We start from the raw sequence: 17,541 nt of genomic DNA, 5'->3' as shown, positions 1-17,541 counted from the left end.
CGACCTTCTACTTCCGCTACCGCGATGCGGCCGGCAAGGTGCGACTGAACCGGATTGGCCGGGCCGATGAGATTTCGGTGTCGGACGCCCGGGCCAAGGCGCACAAGATGAAGCAGATGGTGACCGAGGGTGGCGACCCCAAGGTGGAGAGCCACCGGTTCAAGGATGTGCCGACCTTTGGGGATTTCGTGGCCGAGCGGTATCTGCCCTACGCCAAGACCCGCAAGCGCAGCTGGGAGACGGACGAGACGATGCTGCGCAATCACCTGCTGCCGGTGTTTGCCGATTTCCGGATGAACCGGATCACCCGCTCCGATGTGGTGGCGTTCCACCACGCGGTGTTCGAGAAGGGCTACGCGGCTGGCACCTGCAACCGGATGATCGTGCTGATGAAGTTCATCTACAACTGCGCGATCCGCTGGGACATCTTGCCGCCCAAGAGCAACCCCTGCGATGGCGTGGAGCCCTTTGAGGATCACGGGGCGCGGGAGCGTTACCTGACGACCGAGGAGGTGCAACGACTGTTTGATGAGCTCGACACCAACCGCAATGTGCAGGTGGGCCAGGTGATCCGGTTGCTGCTCTACACCGGGGCGAGGAAGCGGGAGATCCTGGATGCCCGGTGGGACGAGATTGATTTCAACCGGCGGATGCTGACGGTGCCGGCGGCGCGGTCGAAATCGAAGAAGCCGCGCCACATCCCGCTGTCGGATGCCGCCATCGCGTTGTTGCAGTCGCTGCCGCGCCGCGACGATATCCCGTATGTGTTCTTCAATCCGAAGACCAAGAAGCCGCCGGTGTCGATCTTTTACGCCTGGGACTCGATCAGGAAGAAGGTGGGCTTGGGCGAGGTGCGGCTGCACGACCTGCGCCACAGCTATGCGAGTTTCCTGGTCAATGCCGGGCGGTCGCTCTACGAAGTGCAGAAGCTCCTCGGCCACCACGATCCGAAGGTGACGATGCGCTATGCACACCTGTCGCCGCAGGCGATGCTGGAGGCGGTCAATGTGGTGGGGAATGTCGTGGGGCGGCGGCCGGTGGTGGTGAGTCAGGCTGCGGTGGTGGCCACAGCGTAAAATACTGGCAAACCGGACGAGTTGTCGGTTATACTAGTCGCACATCTCCCCAGTCGCCTCGGTGGCTGGGCGCGGGGCTACCTTCGGGTGGCCCCTGCTTTTTTGTGGGTACTGATGCGTACTATCGTCTACGTCGATGCGTTCAATCTGTACTACGGGTGCTTGAGGCGGACCCCATATCGTTGGTTGAACATTCAGAAGCTCTGCGAGCTACTGCTGCCGAAGAACGACATTCGGGCAGTCAAGTATTTCACAGCGCTGGTATCGGCTCGCCCAAATGATCCTGATCAGCCTGTACGTCAACAGACTTATCTGCGCGCACTGCGTACTTTGCCCACGACAGAGATCGTGCTCGGCCACTATCTGACGCATAACGTTTGGATGCCCAAAGTCGTGCCTCCTGGCCAGCCGCAGGAATACGTCGAAGTCATCAAGACCGAAGAGAAGGGTTCCGACGTGAACCTTGCAACGCATCTGCTCAACGATGCTCACCACAACCGATTCGACGTTGCGGTGGTCATCTCCAATGATTCTGATTTGCTGGCCCCGATCAAGATCGTGCGCGCGGACATGGGCAAGAAAGTCGGTGTCCTAAATCCGCAGAAAAACCCCAGTCGCGCCATCCTGCCCCACATTGACTTCATCAAGCAGATTCGCTCGGGCGCACTTGGGGCTGCGCAATTTCCTGATCAGATCACGGACCAGCACGGTACATTCACCAAGCCAAGCGGCTGGTAGCCACGCCCAAACGCAAAAATCCCCCGACCCCACCACCTGTGAAGGCAGTGAGATCGGGGGATCTTCGTGGCTTTCTATGCCGAGTGATGAGCAGGAACAAGCTTGGCAAATGGCTGGAAGCAGCCCTCATCCACGGTGCCGTAGGGTTCGCGCTTGATACGGTACTCGTTTTCCCAGTCAGAGCGATCAGGACCGACTTTCTTGCCTTCCAAGCCAAGCACCAGGAAGTCCTCACCATCCCAAAGTCCTACGTCGCCATTGCGGCCTTTTCCACTGTACCACGCGCCGACCTCGAGGTCTTCCTTTGGGATCTGAGCAGCAATTCTGGCCGGCGCAGAGGGCTCATTCAAGCCTGTGCAGGCGGCTTCAAGGCTGAGGACAATATCGATGAACCGGTTGCCAGCGACCCAGTTGAGCGCCTGTTTGTGGCCCTGGCCACCCTCAGCGACATCCCACTTGAATGCGCGCTGCCGTAGTTGCTTCAGATCGCTCTGCCTCAACGCAGCTTCTCCGCCCGCGAAACCCACCACGATCTGCGCGCCGCGCTCACTGCACAGCGCCTTGATCCCATCAAAATCCACACGGTCTTGATAGTTGAGGTGGCCACTGTCTGAAATGATCGAGGACGGGTTCGGTTTTACGTTGTTGTCGAGTTGCTGCAGGGCCTGACCAATCGTCGCCCACTCCTCGGCGAACGGACCGTCAATATCCATCGCAAGCTCTCCAAACGACAAAGCCTTATCCACACGTTTCAACAGGAGCCCATCACGCTCCTTCAATTGTGCTGGCACCAGATAAATCACATACAGTTCGCGACACTGCGCCATGGCGCCCATGCCGCCAGGGAAACGTGTCTCCAGCATTTGCTGAACTGCGGCGTATTTCTGCGGCTCAGTCGAGGATGCCTTGATGCGTTCCAGGTCGCTTACCAGATAGGCAGCACTGTCCACCCTGATCTTGGATTTATTTTCAAGATAAGTGTCGACTTGCTGAGTTGAAAAACTGCTGCCTGCGGTCTTGAGCTCCAGAAAAACCAGGGCCTGCCGATCTTCGTTGTAGAGCAGGAAGTCGATATTGGTCGACTGCAGGCTGTTTCCTTTGGCGAGTGGAAACTCGGGGCAGAGCATCCGGTAACGCCCGCTCAACGCCCCATCATCTTTCAGCGTTGCCGTCAGCACCTCCGCCAGGAAGAACCCCAGCACCGGCCCGACCGAACGCTCGACCTGCACCTTCGGAATCTGGCTGCCTTCGAGTAAATGGGCCATCAAGTGGCTCAGAAAACTCTTGTTCATCTGGCTGTTCTGCGAATTACTCATGCTTTTCTGCCTCGCTGTCAGTGAGAAAACCTGTGCTCACACGTCCCACCATTCGCCGTCTTGGCGAAACTCGACGTTGTCAAATTGCTGCGGGTATTTTTCCGGTGAGAAGCTGTGAATCGGAACGAGGCGCGCCGGGTTCAAGGCGCGCGCAAACCGTTGCAGGTCACTGGGGCTGGCGTGTCCGGACGTATGGATCTGGTGCATTTCAATGCCAGCCTCTTGCAGCCAATGCAGCCATTTCTGGCTGGCCTCGTCAGCCAGGTAACCCGACCACTGCGAGTAGATGAATCGCGCGCCGTCCAGCACGTCTGCGGCCACCAGATCCTCCATGTGCAATGGGCGAAACAGCAAGACCGCATTGGCCGCCAACTGCTGCAGGCCTTCCCGATACACCCGCTGTCTCGCATGGCGTTTGAGCAGATCAAAGGCTTGCAGCCTGACAATTTGCCGGCGCTGCCGCTCCGGGGTAAAAAGCACCACGCCCGGCCAGAAAGACTGGGGAATACTGTCATTGCCCGTTGCTTCGAGGATGGCCGCCGTATAGAGATCAATGACCAGGGTGCGACCTGCCTGCTTGCAGGCGCGGTACAGCGTGACGACCCGGTCAATATTCTGTGCAGAGGCATAGACCATGACCAGCCCGGATGTTGCCCGGATTTGCTCGAGCAACTGCTTCTCCAGCGCTGCTTCCGAAGGGAACGCATCGTCTTCTTCAAGCCGTGACAGGGTCGTGCCTTCCATCAGCAACACATCGATATTCGATGGTGGGTGCTGCAAGAAACCCTCGAACAGTCGCCCCTTGCGTCCGTGTCCACGAAAATCCCCGCTGTAGAACAGTCGCTTGTCACCCGCCTCTACCAAGAGTCCGTAGGCATCGTAGGCGGAGTGATCGACCAGATACGGCGTAACCCGAAACGGTCCGATCTGGAGCGGGGTACGGTGCTGGAGATCAAAGCCGTCCAAGGGCGGCAAAGGCTGACCGGTGAAGGGCGCAGCCGCCTGAATGATGCGCCGCGCTGCTGCGCCGATACAAACCGGTGTGCCCGGTGGCAAGTGATGCAGCAGCCCGTAATGGTCAACGTGCGGGTGTGAAACGATGACGGCGGCAATCCCTTGCGTGACAGGGGGGAGCAGAGATGTGTCACCAAACTCGCCATCCAAGGGCAGGCCCACATCCAGAAGAATGCGCACGCCCTCGTGCGCAAGCTCAATGCAGCTGCCGCCAATTTGCTTGGTACCTCGGTGAATACAAACCCTCATTCCCCCTCCAGGACGTCGTCGCAATATGTAGTATTCAAATCAGCGCAGGAAAAGTTTACTCCGGCAACAAAAAATCCCCCGACCCCACCACCCGTGAAGGCAGTGGGATCGGGGGATCGTCGTTTCAGGTTGTCGTGCCGGGCAGCACCGGTCAGCGTGCCGACCCACGCCACTTGTCGAAGCTCCTCGCCCCGGTGTAGCCCAGGTAGCCAGCACCGAACAGCCACCACAGGCTCTCGGGCACCGCGCCAAGCAGCTTGTTCAGGTTCTCCGCCGCCTGGAAGACGTGCGTTGGCCACCAGATGCCGATGATGGCGCCCATCACGCACAGCAGGATCACGCCGTAGATCACGTACAGGAACGTCGGCCGTGCCCGGCTGGTCCAGGGGTCCTGCGAGTTGGCCTCAGCCAGGATCGCCGAGAGGCTGGTCTGCATCTCCTGCAGGGCCAGCTGCCCTTCGGCTTGCAGTAAGGCGAGCTTGGCTTTTTCGCGCTCGGCCGGGTCCGGCACCAGGCGGTCGATCAGTCGGATGCCCGCTTCGAGCAGCCCCGGCGCCAAGGTGGTGAGGATCGCACTCATACCGTGCCCTCCACGAATTCAGCCATCCGGTTCATCCAGCCAGCGGCAAAGGCCGACTGCTTGGGGTCGTTGGTGATCAGCCGACCGAGATGGCGCAAGCGCTGACCCAGCACCTTGCCGTAGAGCACACCTTGGTCGGCGGCAGCCAGTGCGGCGCGGGTCTTGGGACCGATGACGCCGTCGGCCGTGACACCGAGCGCCGTCTGCAGCCACTGCACCGCCCGCTTCGGCCCAGAATGCACCGCCGCATCCACCAGCAGATGCAGCAGCGCCGGATGCGTGATGGCTTCGAACCCGGGGCCGGTGATGTACTGCTGGCGGTAGATGGCACGGGCTTCGGTTTCCGTCAGCGCCTGCACTTCGGCAGCGGTGGCGGGGCGGCCGAGCTGGCGCCAGTTGCCCAGCGTCTGCGCGGTGATGCCGAAGTTCGTCGGCCCACCTCGGTCAGCCGGATGATTCACGTAGCCGCCCTCACGGCGGATGATCTCGTCGAGGATGGTGTCGATGGGGTTCATGGCCGCTCCTTGCCCAGACGCGTCTGCGCCCAGCGCTCAAACTGGTACAGCGCCCGGCCACCCATGTGGCCCGAGACGCCCACCAGTGCTGCCGTGACCAGGGGATCGATCTGTGCGGCCTCGCACAGCCAGAAGGTGATGAGGCCTGCGAAGGCCGAGGTGGCGATCTCGCCGATGAGTTCAACCACGTTGAAGACGCGGGTCTCGCCGGACTTGACCTTGCGATAAAAACTCACCAGGCCACCCCAGGCAGCCAGGCCCGTCACCCACAGGTAGGTGATCAGGCCGTAGGTCGAAGGATCTTTTTCGGGCACGGTGGCCTCCTTATGCGTTCGGTTCGGTGGCGGCGTCGGTCACTGGCACGGGCGACGCGCTGAAGCGCTCGCACTCGACCTGCGTCGTGTAGCCCTGGGCACTGAGGTGGTGCTCGACGCGCTTGATGCGCCAGTCCGTGGGGATGCCGGGGCGCAGATTGATGGACAGCCGGCCTTCTGCAGCCAGCCTGGGATCGCCCGGCAGGCTGAACGACAGTTCGCCTTGTCCCCGCTCGCCGGTGTTCTTGCGGGTGGCCGCTGCGGCCTTCGCTTCCGCTTCGGTGGCATGGACGTAGCGGATTTCCTCGAAGGGTGGCTGGCCGGTGGTCACTTCCCGGCGTTCGCCTTTCTCGAAGTCCCACCAGTACGCCTTGGTGCCGCCGGTGCTGACCTGCGGCGGGGATTGGGCGTTTTCCCCCTGGGCGCTACCGGTGCCAGCCGGCTTGCGGGCACTGTGCTGGTAGCGCCACTGGGCGAGCTGCTCAGGTTCCAGCCGCAGCGTCGGCAGTGTCTGACCGGTGATGGTCTTGGCCGCGCCCTGGCGGGCGAGTACCAGGAAACCGGCGACGGGCTTGGCCACGGCATCGTGCTTCATGGCCAGGCGCGTGAGCAGCGCCATATCCGACTCCTCGGTCTGGTCCAGATGCGGGATGGGGATCGCGCCAAGCTCAGGATCGACCTTCGGCGTGTAGCCGTGCTCACCGGCGATGGTCTCGACCACTGCCCCGAGCGTCGTCGCATCCCAGGAGCGTGTCTTGGGACTGCGAAACGGCCCGACCATGTCGGCCGCCTTGGCCGAGACCGACAGCGTCGCTGGAGGCGAGCGGATCTCGATCTCATCGACGATGAACTTGCCCATCGCCACCCAGGATCGGCCAGCGTAGGAGAGCGAGACTTCGAGCACCGTGCCAATCTTGGGCAGTTGCGCAATCGCCCCATCGGCCCGGCGTCGATCATCCAGCGTCAGGCGCAGGGTGTCGGAGGACAGGCCAGCTTCGTCGGTGACCACCAACTCCAGCAACCGGTCGGCCACGGCGCGGGTGATGTCGGTACGGTCGGCGAGGATCAGGAAGGTGGGTTGCATCGTGTGTCTCCTCTACGACCAGATCCGCACCAGCGGCAGCACGGGCTGGTCGTTGAGCGCGGGTAGAAAGACGGGCGTGCCCGCAGGCAAACGCAGCATCTGCGTGACGGGCAGCCGTGCCAGTTGGCGGTTGGCCTCGATGACCAGTGGCAGCACATCGAGGCGGCCGTAGTGCCGCCAGACCAGCGCATCGAGCATCTCGCCTTCGCGGGCGGTAACCACCTGGGTGTCGAACTTCTTGCGGCTCATGGCAAGGCCTCCTGCAGCCAGACCAAGGCGGTGCGGGTTTTTTCCAGCAAGGCAACGAGCTCGCCGGCGATCTCGCTGTGTTGCTGGCTGTAGCGCGCCGGATCAGTGCGCGCCTGGATCTGACTGGCGGTGGTCCACAGCGCTTTGATGGCGGTGAGCAAGGCGGTGATCTGCGCGTCCAGCGCAGCAGATGAACTCAGCGGTGCATTGGCCGCCGTGATCACCTGCTGGACCAGCGGATCAATGGCCTGGATCGTCAGCCCCGCCGACATCAGCTGGCTGTGCAGGCCATTGAGGCTGGAACCGAAGCTCGAGAGCAGTTCCTTCAGGGCGGTATGGACCGAGGCCACGGAAGTGACTTCACTGGCGGTGCCCGTTTCTTCCAGCAAACCGGGCAACGATCCGAGCAGGTCATCAATCGCGCCGATGGGGTCGGTAAGTACCGAATCGACGACCGACAACACGGCGAATGGACTCCATCCGCCCGAGTAATCGGTGACGGTCTCGTCCTCGCCGTAGGCCTTGAGCTTCACTTCAAACCCCACCCGGCGCGGCTGGCCGTCGTCCATCAGCACGCTGCGGGTGTCGCCCACTTCGACGATCACCCACGCGCCCCACACCCGGCCCAGGCCGTCGACCAGTTGCAGCGGCTCGCCCCGATCAGCCAGTTCGCGCATTTCCTCGACTTGAGCCAAGCCGGCGTCGAACCCCGGAAACAGCACGCCCTGCAGCCGGATCTCGGCGGGCTCGCGGCCAGTGAACTGCAGCGCGGGTTCGCGCCCGATACGGGCCTGTTCCGGCCAGCGCCAGGACTGGCTCATGGCCAGACTCTGGTAGGTCGCCTGCCCCATCTCGAAACGAAACGGCCCCAAGGCCAACATCACGCGTTCGGCCATGGCGAACCTCCGCAACAGGAAATGGAACTCAGGACAGACGATCAGTCGTGCAACGCGGCACTGGAGCCGCGCAAGGCGTCCCGGATCAGGCTGCGCAGCCGACTGTCGAGCAGATCGGCCAGGGCCTGTGGGTCGCTGCCCGGGGGCGCGTGGATGGTGATCTGCGGGGCGAAGTGGATCGAGGGCGCACCGGGCGTGTGCGGTGCCACGGCCAAGCCCATCGAAGGCCGATCCGGCGAGGGCAGCCGCAGACCCTGTGCTGGCGATACCACGTCAGGGTTGGCCAGCGACAACGGCACGGCCTGCAGCGATTGGGTCAGTCGCCCGACTTCACTCACCACTGCCGGCCCGGCCGCAGCCACCCCTTGCGCCAGGCCGAGCGACAGCGCGCTGCCCAGCGTGGCGAACACCCGCGACGGGCTGTGGATGCCCAGCATCGCTTTGAAGCGGTCACGCACCCTGGCGGCGACTTCCCCAACGGCGGCGACGGCTTGCTCTGCGGCATTGCGCACGCCTTGGGCGAGGCCTTGCAGCAAGCTGCTTCCCAGACTCATGAACTGGCCGGGCAGATCACGCAACGCTGTCAGCATCGAACCGATCACCGACTGCAGTGCCTGCAAGGGTGCGAAAGAACCCAGCGCTGCGGTCAGTTGCTGCCAGGCCGACTGCGCGCCACTCACCACGCTGGCCCACAGGCCGCCGAAGAAGCCCGAGAGAGGTTGCCAGGCAGCTTGCAGTGCAGCCAGCGGCGAGAACGACACCAGCCACCGAAAGCCCTCCATCACCCAGCCCACCAGCGTGCCCACGGCACGGATCGGGAAGGTCAGCGCCGTAAACGCCGCGCTCAATACGCTGCCGATCACCGTCCCCAGGGACTGGCCCGATGCCGAGAGGCTGTCGAATTCATCCTTGGAGAGCGTCACGGGCGCGAGCAGCTGACCGATCCAGCCGACCACCCGGCTCACGCCATCGGCGATGAAACCGAACACCGACGCCACCGCCTGGCCGATGGGTGCCAGTGGCGCCAGCGCCGTGGTCAAGCTGGTGATCGCTGGCTGCACTGCGGCGCGAATGCCTTGGAACACGCCACCCACATAGGCTGCAATAGGGTCCCAATATTTGCGGATCACCAGTGCCAGACCGGCAACCGCCACCCCAATGCCGGCAACGATCCAGGTGATCGGGTTGGCAAGCAGGGCAGTCGTGGTCGCGCCGATGGCAGGGAGCATCGACCAGAAGGCCAGCGCAGCCGACTTGATCGGCGTGATCAAGCCAAGCGCGCCCATCTTGATGCGTGCCCAGGCCAGCGACAGGATGCCCGCGCTGGCCCCGGTTGCTGCTGCCTGCGCTTGCAGCAGGGCCAGCCCCGCGCGGACCGACTGAAACGCCACCTGCGCACCGAGGATCGGCCCCTTCACAAAGGTCCAGGCGTAACCCAGCGCAATCGTCGCCACCTTCAGCGCGAGCACCGCGCCGATAGTCCCCACCACCACTTGAGTGACGACGGGGAACCGCTCGGCCAGCTGCGCCAAGGCCCCGATGGGGGCCATCAGCGCGCCCAAGAGGCTGTTCAGGGGCGGCAGCAGCGCGTTGCCGATGGTGATGCCAAGGCGGGATATCTGGTTTTTGAGCAGCTGCAGGTTGTTGGCCGTGGTGGCTGCGCGCGCCTCGTATTCCTTTTGCATCGAGCCGGCGTAGGCGGTCTCATCGGCCACCAGGCCGATAGCCTGCCGGTAGGTGTCCAGCGAGCCGACCAGCTTGGCGATGTCGTCGGAGTACTCCGCGCCAAACAGGTCGGAGAGCGTGCCCATGACATCTGGCGCGCCCTTGACGGCTTCCAAGAAGTTGATGAGCGTGCCTTGGGCATCCCGCGCGATGTCCTTCTTCAGCTCTTTCGCGCTCAGGCCCAGCTGCGCCAATGCCTGCTGGAATTTCTCGCTCTGCTTGTCGGCGGTGGCGAGCTTCATCAGCAGCGCGTTGATGCCGGTAGCCGCCACCTCCGGGGGCGTCTTGAGCGCCAGAAAGGTCGCGCCCAAGGCACTCAACTGTGCGCCGGACAGGCCGATGAGCTTCGCCGTCGAGCCCGACCGGTTGGCGATGTTCAAAAGATCGGACGCCTTGGCATCCATGTTGTTGGACAGGTGGTTGATGGCGTCCCCGAGCTTCACCACCTCGTCTTGCGTCGATCCGAAGATCGAGCGCAGGCCCGTCATGGCCGCGCCGGCCTGTTGCCCCGACAAGTCGAAGGCCACGCCCATCTTGGCGGCGTCCTCGGCAAAGCGCACCAGTTCATGGCGCGCGATGCCGGCCTGACCAGCCGCGGCGACGATTGCGCCGATGCCGTCGGCCGCCATCGGTATCCTGGTGGACAGCTCCAGGACGTCTTTCGACATCTGCCCGAACTGATCCGGCGTGTCGAAGTTCACCACCTTCTTGACATCGGCCATCACCGACTCGAACTGGACCGCCGGTTGCACCAGGCCGTAGAGCGCGCCGCCCAAGGCCACCGCATCCATCATCTGGGCGCGATAGGCGCTGCGCTGCTCCAGATTGCGGGCTTGGGCCTGTTGCGCGCGGGTCAGGGCTTCGGTGCGGGCGCGCAAGGTCTCCATCGTGGAGCCGAGATGGGCCTGCTCGCTGGCGAGTTTGTTTGTGGCGACACCGGACTTTTGCAGTTCGGTGGTCAGGTTGGCCACCGATGCCTTGATCTGTTCGTAGGCAGTCTTGGCCTTGCCCGCCTTCTCGACCAGGTGATCGAGCTGCCGGGCATAGCGGGCCTCGGCCTTGGCCTCCTGCTCGGCGAGCCGTTGACGCGCAGTCTCCAGCGCAGCGGCGGCGCGGGCGCGCTTGGCCTCGGATAATGCCGGATCGGCTGCTTTCGCCTCGAGCGCAGACACCCTGGCGCGAGCGGCATCCAGCCCCTTGGTCGACCACTGCCCGGAGGCCTTGGCCTGCTGCAGCTGCCTGATCTTGTCCTGCGCCTCTTGCCATGCCTTGCCAGCCTCAATCGCCTGCTGCCGCAAAGACTCCAGCTGCTTGATGCCGGACTGCTTGTTACCCAGTTCGGCCATCGTGGAGCCCAACTGATTCAGCTGCGCCTGGGCACTGCGCACGGCAGAGCCAAGGGAAGCCGCCAGCGTTGCACCGATGCTGATCTGAACAGGATGTGCGGTGGCCATGGGCAAACCTCAGGAAGATGGCACGGCAGACAAGCGCCGCGCAATCGACAAGGCCTCGACCAACTCACTCACCTCCATGGCGAGCAGCTCGGATCGAGGCCAATGGGTGTAGAGGGCGAGCTCCACCACGAGGGCGGAGAGCTCACCCGGATTCACTGCAAAAAACCGCTCAGCACCTTCTGCAACTGGGCGTAGTCCTTCATATCGAGCTGGTGGATGGCCGCTGGCGGCAGCTCGGCCAGGTTGGCAATCAGCCGGATCTCGCGCTCAGCATCAGTCCCAGCCGACTTCTGCGCGGCCAGGTGGTCACCCACCGTGGGGCGGCGCAAGGCGATCTCATTGATCGGCAGACCGTCGTGCTCGATGGGGAAGTTGAGTTTGATGCGTTCGGCAGTGCTCATTCGATGTTCTCCTTATCGTTCATCACAAGCCAATCGCCGCCCGAATCTCGGCCATCTGATCGACCCCGCCGACCTTGCGCACGAGGTTCACGGCGTCGATCTCGACGAGCTCCTCGTCACCGATGGTGAGCTTGTAGTAGTGCGCCGCCACCTGTAGCGTGAGCGTGCTCTTGTCACCCGGCTTCCAGGCGCTGGCCTCGATCTCCTTGCACCCCCCCGCGAGATTGACGATCACCGGCCGGGCCACTGTGCCCTGGGCCTGAATCGCCCCGCGCAGGGTGATCTGCGTGCGGGTGGAATCCAGCAACCCAAAGAGCTTGAAGACCTCCGGATCGAAGTCGGAAATGGTGAGCTCGGCTTCGAGCTTGTCCATGCCCAGTTCGAGCTCGACCGGGATGTCCATGCCTCCGGCGCGATGCTCCTCGGTCTTCAGGGTGAGTTTGGGCAGCTTGATCTCATCGACCCGCCCGGCGTAACCCCGGCCATCGACAAAGAGGTTCATGTTCTTCAAGACGTGGGGTAGTTCGATGGCCATTACAGAATCTCCTCAAGGTAGTCGCCCACCAGGTGCGAGCGGAACACGATGTGCTCGGCCGGGTACGGGGCGGTGAAGTCAAAGTCGAAGTACACCCGCCCATCGGCAATGGCCTGCGCGGTGTTGAGCTCGGGGTCGGCCCAGCACTTGCCACCGAGGATTGCGCCTTGGGCTTTGAGTTGGCGCAGGTAGGCGTTGACCATCTCGGTCACTTCCTCGACGTAGGTGCGGGTGATGTTGCGATCCACCGCCCACAGGTGCGCTTTGACCAGCGACTCGTTGATCATGTCGGCGGTGCGCCGTACCGACAGGAAGGTCCAGCGGCTGTCGGTCGCGCAGGTGCGGTTGCCCCACAGGCGGATGCCGTCGTGGGACACGAAGGTCGCCACCGAGAACTCGTTGAGGTAATTGGCCTGGGTGTTGGGATCGTTGATCGCCCAGGACACGGGGCGGGCGGGTCGCAGCACGCCGGTGACCACCTGGTTAGACGGACTGAACCAGAAGCCGCGCTCGGCATCGGACTTGGCAATCAACCCCGCCACCCGGGCAGAAGGCGGCTCGACCACTTCCGAGCCATCGCGGGCGCGTACCACCAGCCAGGGATCGACGATATAGGCGCGGTCACTGCCAAACTGGGCGCGGTAGTTGATGGCGGCCTCATCGTTGGTGTTGGGCCCATCGATCACCGCAATCCCCCGGGTCTTCTGGGCCACTGCGATCAGTGCATCGGCCACCGCCTTGTGCTGGCTGAATCCTGGGGCGATCAGGATGCGCGACTTCATCTCGCTGCGCGTCTCCTGCAGCGCCGCAATGCCGGCCAGTTGCCCTGTTGCCGGATCGAGGCCGCCGATCACGGCATTGATCGTCTCATCCAGTGTTGCCCCTTCCGGGACGCGCACCACGTAGACAAAGGGCGAGGCCTGGTCCTGGATGGCGCGGATCGCCTGGGGCAAGGTGCCGGCCTCCCCCAGGTGGGCAGCCAGGCGCCGGTTGTTGACCAGCACTGGGACATTGAACGGAAACGGCTCGTCCATGCCGCCATCCAGGCCGCGCGAACCGATGGTGGCCGCCACCACCCCCGAGCCATCCTCGCCGGCGGTCACGGTAACCCGTGCGGCAATCGTCGGTTCGGCCATCAGCGCTTGGGCGACTTCAGCAGCGGTACTGATGCGGGCGCCGTCGAGGCCCGTGGCCAGGGTCACGTCGATCAGGGTGGTGCCCGGGCTGCGGGTGTCCAGACTCACGGCCAGCGGCGCTTCGGGTGCTGTGGCGGCGCGGATCTGTACGCGCAGGGTGTTGCCCAGGGCACCGGGGGTCTTGGCGGTGAAAGTGAGTGCCGCGTCCCCTTGGCCAAGGGTCAGGGTGGCGGCACGGGCGGTGGACGCATGGGGCGCGGTCCCCACCAGGCCAATGACCGAGGACTTGACGGTGCGCACCGTGCGTCCGCCGTCCTCGATCTCGATGAGTTCAATTCCGTGCAGGAATCGGTCTGCCATAACGGTTCTCCAGAAACAAAAAATCCGCCCATGGGCGGAATAAATCGGGGGTGAATGAGGAAGGCAGGTTTCAGCGCAGCGGCTTGCCCTCGTCCGGCTCGATGGCCTTCTCGCAGTGGTTCGGATCGAGCCGATCCAGCAGCCGACACAGCACGCAGGCCCAGCGCTTGCCCTGCCGCTGCGCGCGGCCTGCGCGGCTGCTGATCGTCTCGTCCTCGTGCCCGCCGAAAGCGGCGTTGGCCAGCTGGTCGTGAGCCACCGCCAGGGTCCAGGCGCGGCGACTGCCGGTCAGGGCAGCGGCCAGCATCCAGATTGACGCGATCACCGCTGCGACCTGGCACAGCCCCCACAGCACGAGCATCGACAGCCGCTGTTGGAGGACACGAGCCAAGGCGGCCATCACCGCAGGATCTCCTGCACGCGGGCCTCGGACAAGAGCCCGGCCGCCGCCAGCGACTGCAGACCTGCAACGGTCTGCGGGTCCGTGACATCGACGTACTCGGCCAGTTTGAGCTTGTCCATGAATACCTCGACCATGACCTCGGTCTTGGCGGCGGTGTAGATGGCAGCCAATTCCTCCATCGTGAAGCGGTTCATGAAGGCGAGCTTGGTCAGCGGTGTCGCCGGGGTCGGCGTGGCCGCGATGGCGTTCTCTGGCGCAGGTTCAGGAAAGGCATAGCTGCCATCGGCCTGCTTGACCATTCCCTCTTCAACGCTGGTGGCCGCCTTTATCCATTTCAGGTCCGGATGAAACCGGCCCTTGGGGTCGGTGTCGGTGGTCTCCACCACCCGGTCGTTGTCGAGTCGAATCCATTTGGGCATCGCTTGTTCCTCCTTCATCACCATTCAATGGCCACGTAACCGGGACCGCCATTGCCACCGTTGCCACCCTGGCCGCCGTAGTAGTTACCGTTGCCGCCTCCTCCACCGCCGTGGCCTCCATTGCCGCCGTTGGCGTAGCGCCCGCCACCCCCACCGCCGCCTCCCAGGAAGCCGCCTGCACCTCCGTGTGAGGGGTTGTTCGAGGAGTAGCAATAGCCGCCCGATCCTCCGCCGCCAGGTCCACCCGTTCCGCCCATCAATGCGGTGGACTGGCCCCAAACACCGGCCGCCCCTCCGCCGTTGCAGTTCAGCAGACGTGGCGTGGCAAAGGAATACTCTTTGACAGTGAGCAGTCCACCCGAGCCGGGCACGGCGGTGTAGAACTTGGGGACCACAATGGCCGCACTGGAGAAGTCGGCCAGATCGATGCCGGCCGTCGAGTAGTGCGTCCCCCACAGCGGGGTGGCGAAGCTGCCATCGATGGCCGGGCCGCCGTTGCCGTAACCCATCGCGTTGCTGGAACTGATCGAGACCTGACCGGAATCGGTGCCGTGACCACCTGCGCCGCCCGATCCACCCCCGGCACCCGAGATGGCGACGTAGTTGGAGGACGACTGCTGCGACCACTGGGTGGTGTTGCCCCCTGGGCCGCCAATGCCACCGCCCCCGGCACCAGCGGCGGTGTAGTGGGATTGGAAACCGACGCTGCCACCGTTGCCGCCATTGCCGAGCCAGGACCCAGCGGCACCCCCGCCACCACCACCGTGGTTCTCCGAGCCGGAGCCCCAGGAGCCGTAGCTGCCACGACCGCCTGTACCGCCGGTGCGGTTAAACAGCGTGCCACCGATGCCCGACCCACCGGCGCCACCGCTGCTGTAGCTGCTGCCGTGGCCATCGGCGCCTTGACCACCGGTGGCCGACAACAGGCTGCCAACACTGGAAGTGCCGCCATTGCCGGCCTTGGTGTTGTTGCTGCTGGCGCCTGCGCCGCCAGCGCCCACCGTGATGGCGAGCACCTGACCCGGGGTGACGTCGTACTCACCCATCGCAAAACCGCCGCCACCGCCACCATTGCCGCCGTAGTAAGTATCCTTGGAGCAGGCACCGCCGCCGCCACCACCGACCGCGATGGCGCGGATGCGCGAGACGCCGGCCGGCACCGTGAACGAGTGACTGCCTGCCGAGGTGTATTCCTGGTAGTTCTTGTATTTGCGTGGATCGACCGTGTCGGTACTCACGCTGCGCAGAAATCGTCCCATTACGCCACCTCCTCGATGCCCCATGCGTTGAAGCTGACCGTGGCGGCGCTGGCCTGCACCACGATCTTCTGACCGGCGGCCAACGAGAGCGCTGTGCGCTCCAGCACCTCGGTCGCCGCCAGACTCACATCAAATTCAATGAATTCGCTCTCGGCCGGTGTGGCCGAGGCGGTGAGCGCCACACGCACCTTGGCAGCCGCCGTGCCTTTGTTGCAGGCGGCGACATTGACCACCGTGCGGCGGCCGGTGGGCACTTCATAAAGGGTCGCCAGCGTGTTGGCGGCTGGCAGCGCCGTTCCCAGAATGGACATCGAGGGGGCTCCTTAGAGTTGGGCCAAGAAGAAGGTCTTGCGCCCCAGCACCAGTTGCTGGGTGACGCTGTTGGCGGCGGCGGCCGCCGTGGCTACCGCCTGATCGGCCGCGCTTTGCGTGGCAGCAATCGCCTGGTCGCGGCTACTGGCGGCTTGCTGGATCGCGGTCTGGGCCGCCGCATTGACGGTGGCCACCGTGCTGGTCTCGGTCTGCGCCATCACGGCCAGGGCCGCGTTCTTGGTCTGGGTGATCGAGGATTCCGCTGCCGTCTTGGTGGCGGTGATCGCAGTCTCGGCCGCTGTCTTGGCCGCCGTGACGTTGGCAATGGCCACATCAGCGGCCGTGGCAATGGTGTCGAGCGTCGCTGTCTCTACGGCGGTCGCGTGCGCCGACATCTCCGCCATCTTGATGTCACCCATCTCCTCGACCTCGAGGACGGTGGCGCGCCCACCGATGCGGTCGATGGCGGTGCCGAGATACGCCAGCTCTTCGGGTGTGGCGATCTCGGCGGCAGTTTCGATCTTGGCTTTGATCGCGCGCACCGCATCGCGCAGCAAGGGGTCTTTGGCCATGGGGTGTGCTCCTTAAAAACCGAACTGGTGAAACACCCGCAATTGCTGGCGGTGCAGCCGTTCGGTGAGTTGGTCTTGCCCCTGCTGGGTGGACGCCTCCTGCGCGGCCACATCCGCATCGATGCGGGTGATGGCCTCACGCAGGTTGAGGACGTCTTCAGACAGCAGGTGCTCGGGGTGCGGCAGCGGGTAGCCGCGCGGCGTGCGCTCCTGGGTCATCGCTCATCCCCATCAGGTGACGATGACGCGGAGATTCCGCACGAAGGGTCGGTGCTGCGGATTGCCGGACAACGCCAGCTTCACGCGCGTGGTGCGGTCGGCACCGACGCCAACGAGGCTGCTGGCCTTGTAAGTCCGCTCGACCCAGCCGTTGCCCACCTCCACGCCCGACGACAAGGACAGCGTCTGGAAACTGCCCGACGTACCGGACTCCGCCTGCACCGTGACACTCGAGGTGCCGGGCGTCAGCGCATCGAAGGTCACCGACACATTGAAGGTGGCAGCAGCCGGAATCGCCCGCGAGAGGTAGTCGCCAGCGGCTTCCAGCGTCCCAAACACCAGCTGCGTGCCCGGATACAGGATCGGACTGGCCGTCTCCGTGCCCGTTAGCTTGGCCGACACGGCCAGGTTGCCCGAGAGCTTCTCGCTCAAGGCCAACCCCTGGTCTTCCGACAAGGTGTAGATCCGCCCCTGGGCATCGGTCGCCAGGAACTGCACATCGGTGCCGGCGGCCGGACGCTCGACGCCCGCAAGGGCCATTACGTCCGACAGGTTGGTCACCGTGTACTGGCCCAAACTCACGGTCTTGGACTGCTGCGTGAACCGGCAGGCCAACAGGCGGAAAGTCAGGTCTTGCGTCTGGTGCGGTGTCCAGGTGATCCCGTTGGAGGACGAGAGCAGTACCCCGATCTGGTAGGGCTGCGCCGTCACCCAG

At 64.1% G+C, this 17,541-nt stretch carries 20 protein-coding genes and 1 pseudogene; 2 read left to right on the top strand and 19 right to left on the bottom strand.

Annotated features, from left to right (window positions below):
• Positions 1–1,076 (top strand): tyrosine-type recombinase/integrase (locus ACK4ZD_RS13725; RefSeq protein ID WP_409663188.1); only part of this gene is annotated, 1,076 nt, incomplete at its 5' end.
• A gap of 114 nt (positions 1,077–1,190) precedes the next feature.
• Positions 1,191–1,814, top strand: a complete 624-nt coding sequence (locus ACK4ZD_RS13720) for an NYN domain-containing protein (RefSeq protein ID WP_347286781.1) — start codon at positions 1,191–1,193, stop codon at positions 1,812–1,814.
• 74 nt (positions 1,815–1,888) lie between these two features.
• Here the strand turns inward: ACK4ZD_RS13720 and ACK4ZD_RS13715 are convergent, their stop codons facing one another.
• From ACK4ZD_RS13715 to ACK4ZD_RS13625, 19 genes and pseudogenes are all read right to left on the bottom strand, one after another.
• The gene (locus tag ACK4ZD_RS13715; protein ID WP_409663184.1) at positions 1,889–3,106 is read right to left on the bottom strand and encodes a hypothetical protein; all 1,218 of its coding nucleotides are present in this window, start codon (positions 3,104–3,106) and stop codon (positions 1,889–1,891) included.
• 60 nt (positions 3,107–3,166) lie between these two features.
• Positions 3,167–4,393: an MBL fold metallo-hydrolase gene (locus ACK4ZD_RS13710; RefSeq protein WP_347286779.1), complete on the bottom strand. Its 1,227-nt coding sequence runs from the start codon at positions 4,391–4,393 to the stop codon at positions 3,167–3,169.
• A 151-nt stretch (positions 4,394–4,544) separates the two neighbouring features.
• Positions 4,545–4,973 carry a 3TM-type holin gene (locus ACK4ZD_RS13705; RefSeq protein ID WP_347286778.1) on the bottom strand — a complete coding sequence of 143 codons (429 nt, stop codon included), beginning with the start codon at positions 4,971–4,973 and terminating at the stop codon, positions 4,545–4,547.
• Positions 4,970–5,488 carry a glycoside hydrolase family 108 protein gene (locus ACK4ZD_RS13700; protein ID WP_347286777.1) on the bottom strand — a complete coding sequence of 173 codons (519 nt, stop codon included), beginning with the start codon at positions 5,486–5,488 and terminating at the stop codon, positions 4,970–4,972. The genes ACK4ZD_RS13705 and ACK4ZD_RS13700 overlap by 4 nt, the downstream gene beginning before the upstream one ends.
• A complete protein-coding gene (locus ACK4ZD_RS13695; protein WP_347286776.1) occupies positions 5,485–5,802 on the bottom strand; it encodes a phage holin family protein in 318 nt (105 codons plus the stop codon). Before ACK4ZD_RS13695 ends, ACK4ZD_RS13700 begins: the two co-directional genes overlap by 4 nt.
• Before the next feature lie 10 nt (positions 5,803–5,812).
• Complete coding sequence (locus ACK4ZD_RS13690) at positions 5,813–6,886, bottom strand: phage late control D family protein (RefSeq protein ID WP_409663178.1); 1,074 nt, start codon at positions 6,884–6,886, stop codon at positions 5,813–5,815.
• Positions 6,887–6,898: 12 nt separating this feature from the next.
• Complete coding sequence (locus tag ACK4ZD_RS13685; RefSeq protein WP_409663176.1) at positions 6,899–7,135, bottom strand: tail protein X; 237 nt, start codon at positions 7,133–7,135, stop codon at positions 6,899–6,901.
• Complete coding sequence (locus ACK4ZD_RS13680; RefSeq protein WP_409663173.1) at positions 7,132–8,031, bottom strand: phage tail protein; 900 nt, start codon at positions 8,029–8,031, stop codon at positions 7,132–7,134. The genes ACK4ZD_RS13685 and ACK4ZD_RS13680 overlap by 4 nt, the downstream gene beginning before the upstream one ends.
• Before the next feature lie 41 nt (positions 8,032–8,072).
• Positions 8,073–11,210 carry a phage tail tape measure protein gene (locus ACK4ZD_RS13675; RefSeq protein ID WP_409663170.1) on the bottom strand — a complete coding sequence of 1,046 codons (3,138 nt, stop codon included), beginning with the start codon at positions 11,208–11,210 and terminating at the stop codon, positions 8,073–8,075.
• 152 nt (positions 11,211–11,362) lie between these two features.
• The gene (locus ACK4ZD_RS13670) at positions 11,363–11,611 is read right to left on the bottom strand and encodes a phage tail assembly protein (RefSeq protein WP_347286771.1); all 249 of its coding nucleotides are present in this window, start codon (positions 11,609–11,611) and stop codon (positions 11,363–11,365) included.
• Positions 11,612–11,633: 22 nt separating this feature from the next.
• A complete protein-coding gene (locus tag ACK4ZD_RS13665; protein ID WP_347286770.1) occupies positions 11,634–12,146 on the bottom strand; it encodes a phage major tail tube protein in 513 nt (170 codons plus the stop codon).
• Positions 12,146–13,642, bottom strand: coding sequence for a phage tail sheath subtilisin-like domain-containing protein (locus ACK4ZD_RS13660; RefSeq protein ID WP_347286769.1), 1,497 nt, complete (start codon positions 13,640–13,642; stop codon positions 12,146–12,148). The genes ACK4ZD_RS13665 and ACK4ZD_RS13660 overlap by 1 nt, the downstream gene beginning before the upstream one ends.
• A 70-nt stretch (positions 13,643–13,712) precedes the next feature.
• Entirely contained in the window at positions 13,713–14,042 is a 330-nt protein-coding gene (locus tag ACK4ZD_RS13655) for a hypothetical protein (protein ID WP_347286768.1), read from the bottom strand.
• Positions 14,042–14,482: a hypothetical protein gene (locus ACK4ZD_RS13650; protein WP_409663164.1), complete on the bottom strand. Its 441-nt coding sequence runs from the start codon at positions 14,480–14,482 to the stop codon at positions 14,042–14,044. Before ACK4ZD_RS13650 ends, ACK4ZD_RS13655 begins: the two co-directional genes overlap by 1 nt.
• A complete protein-coding gene (locus tag ACK4ZD_RS13645) occupies positions 14,482–15,702 on the bottom strand; it encodes a hypothetical protein (RefSeq protein ID WP_409663161.1) in 1,221 nt (406 codons plus the stop codon). The genes ACK4ZD_RS13650 and ACK4ZD_RS13645 overlap by 1 nt, the downstream gene beginning before the upstream one ends.
• Before the next feature lie 20 nt (positions 15,703–15,722).
• Positions 15,723–16,034 (bottom strand): hypothetical protein, encoded by a 312-nt coding sequence (locus tag ACK4ZD_RS13640; protein ID WP_409663158.1) that lies wholly within the window; start codon positions 16,032–16,034, stop codon positions 15,723–15,725.
• Positions 16,035–16,046: 12 nt separating this feature from the next.
• Positions 16,047–16,607 (bottom strand): hypothetical protein, encoded by a 561-nt coding sequence (locus ACK4ZD_RS13635; RefSeq protein ID WP_409663155.1) that lies wholly within the window; start codon positions 16,605–16,607, stop codon positions 16,047–16,049.
• 12 nt (positions 16,608–16,619) lie between these two features.
• Complete coding sequence (locus ACK4ZD_RS13630; protein WP_409663153.1) at positions 16,620–16,826, bottom strand: hypothetical protein; 207 nt, start codon at positions 16,824–16,826, stop codon at positions 16,620–16,622.
• Between the two features lie 12 nt (positions 16,827–16,838).
• A pseudogene (locus ACK4ZD_RS13625) lies at positions 16,839–17,541 on the bottom strand (DUF4815 domain-containing protein); the annotation flags it as partial.

It is taken from the genome of Caldimonas sp., assembly GCF_046291045.1.
In the GTDB taxonomy this organism is placed as follows: domain Bacteria; phylum Pseudomonadota; class Gammaproteobacteria; order Burkholderiales; family Burkholderiaceae_C; genus Caldimonas.
Note: the sequence above shows the minus strand (reverse complement) of the source record. Positions and strands in the feature narration are given on the sequence as shown.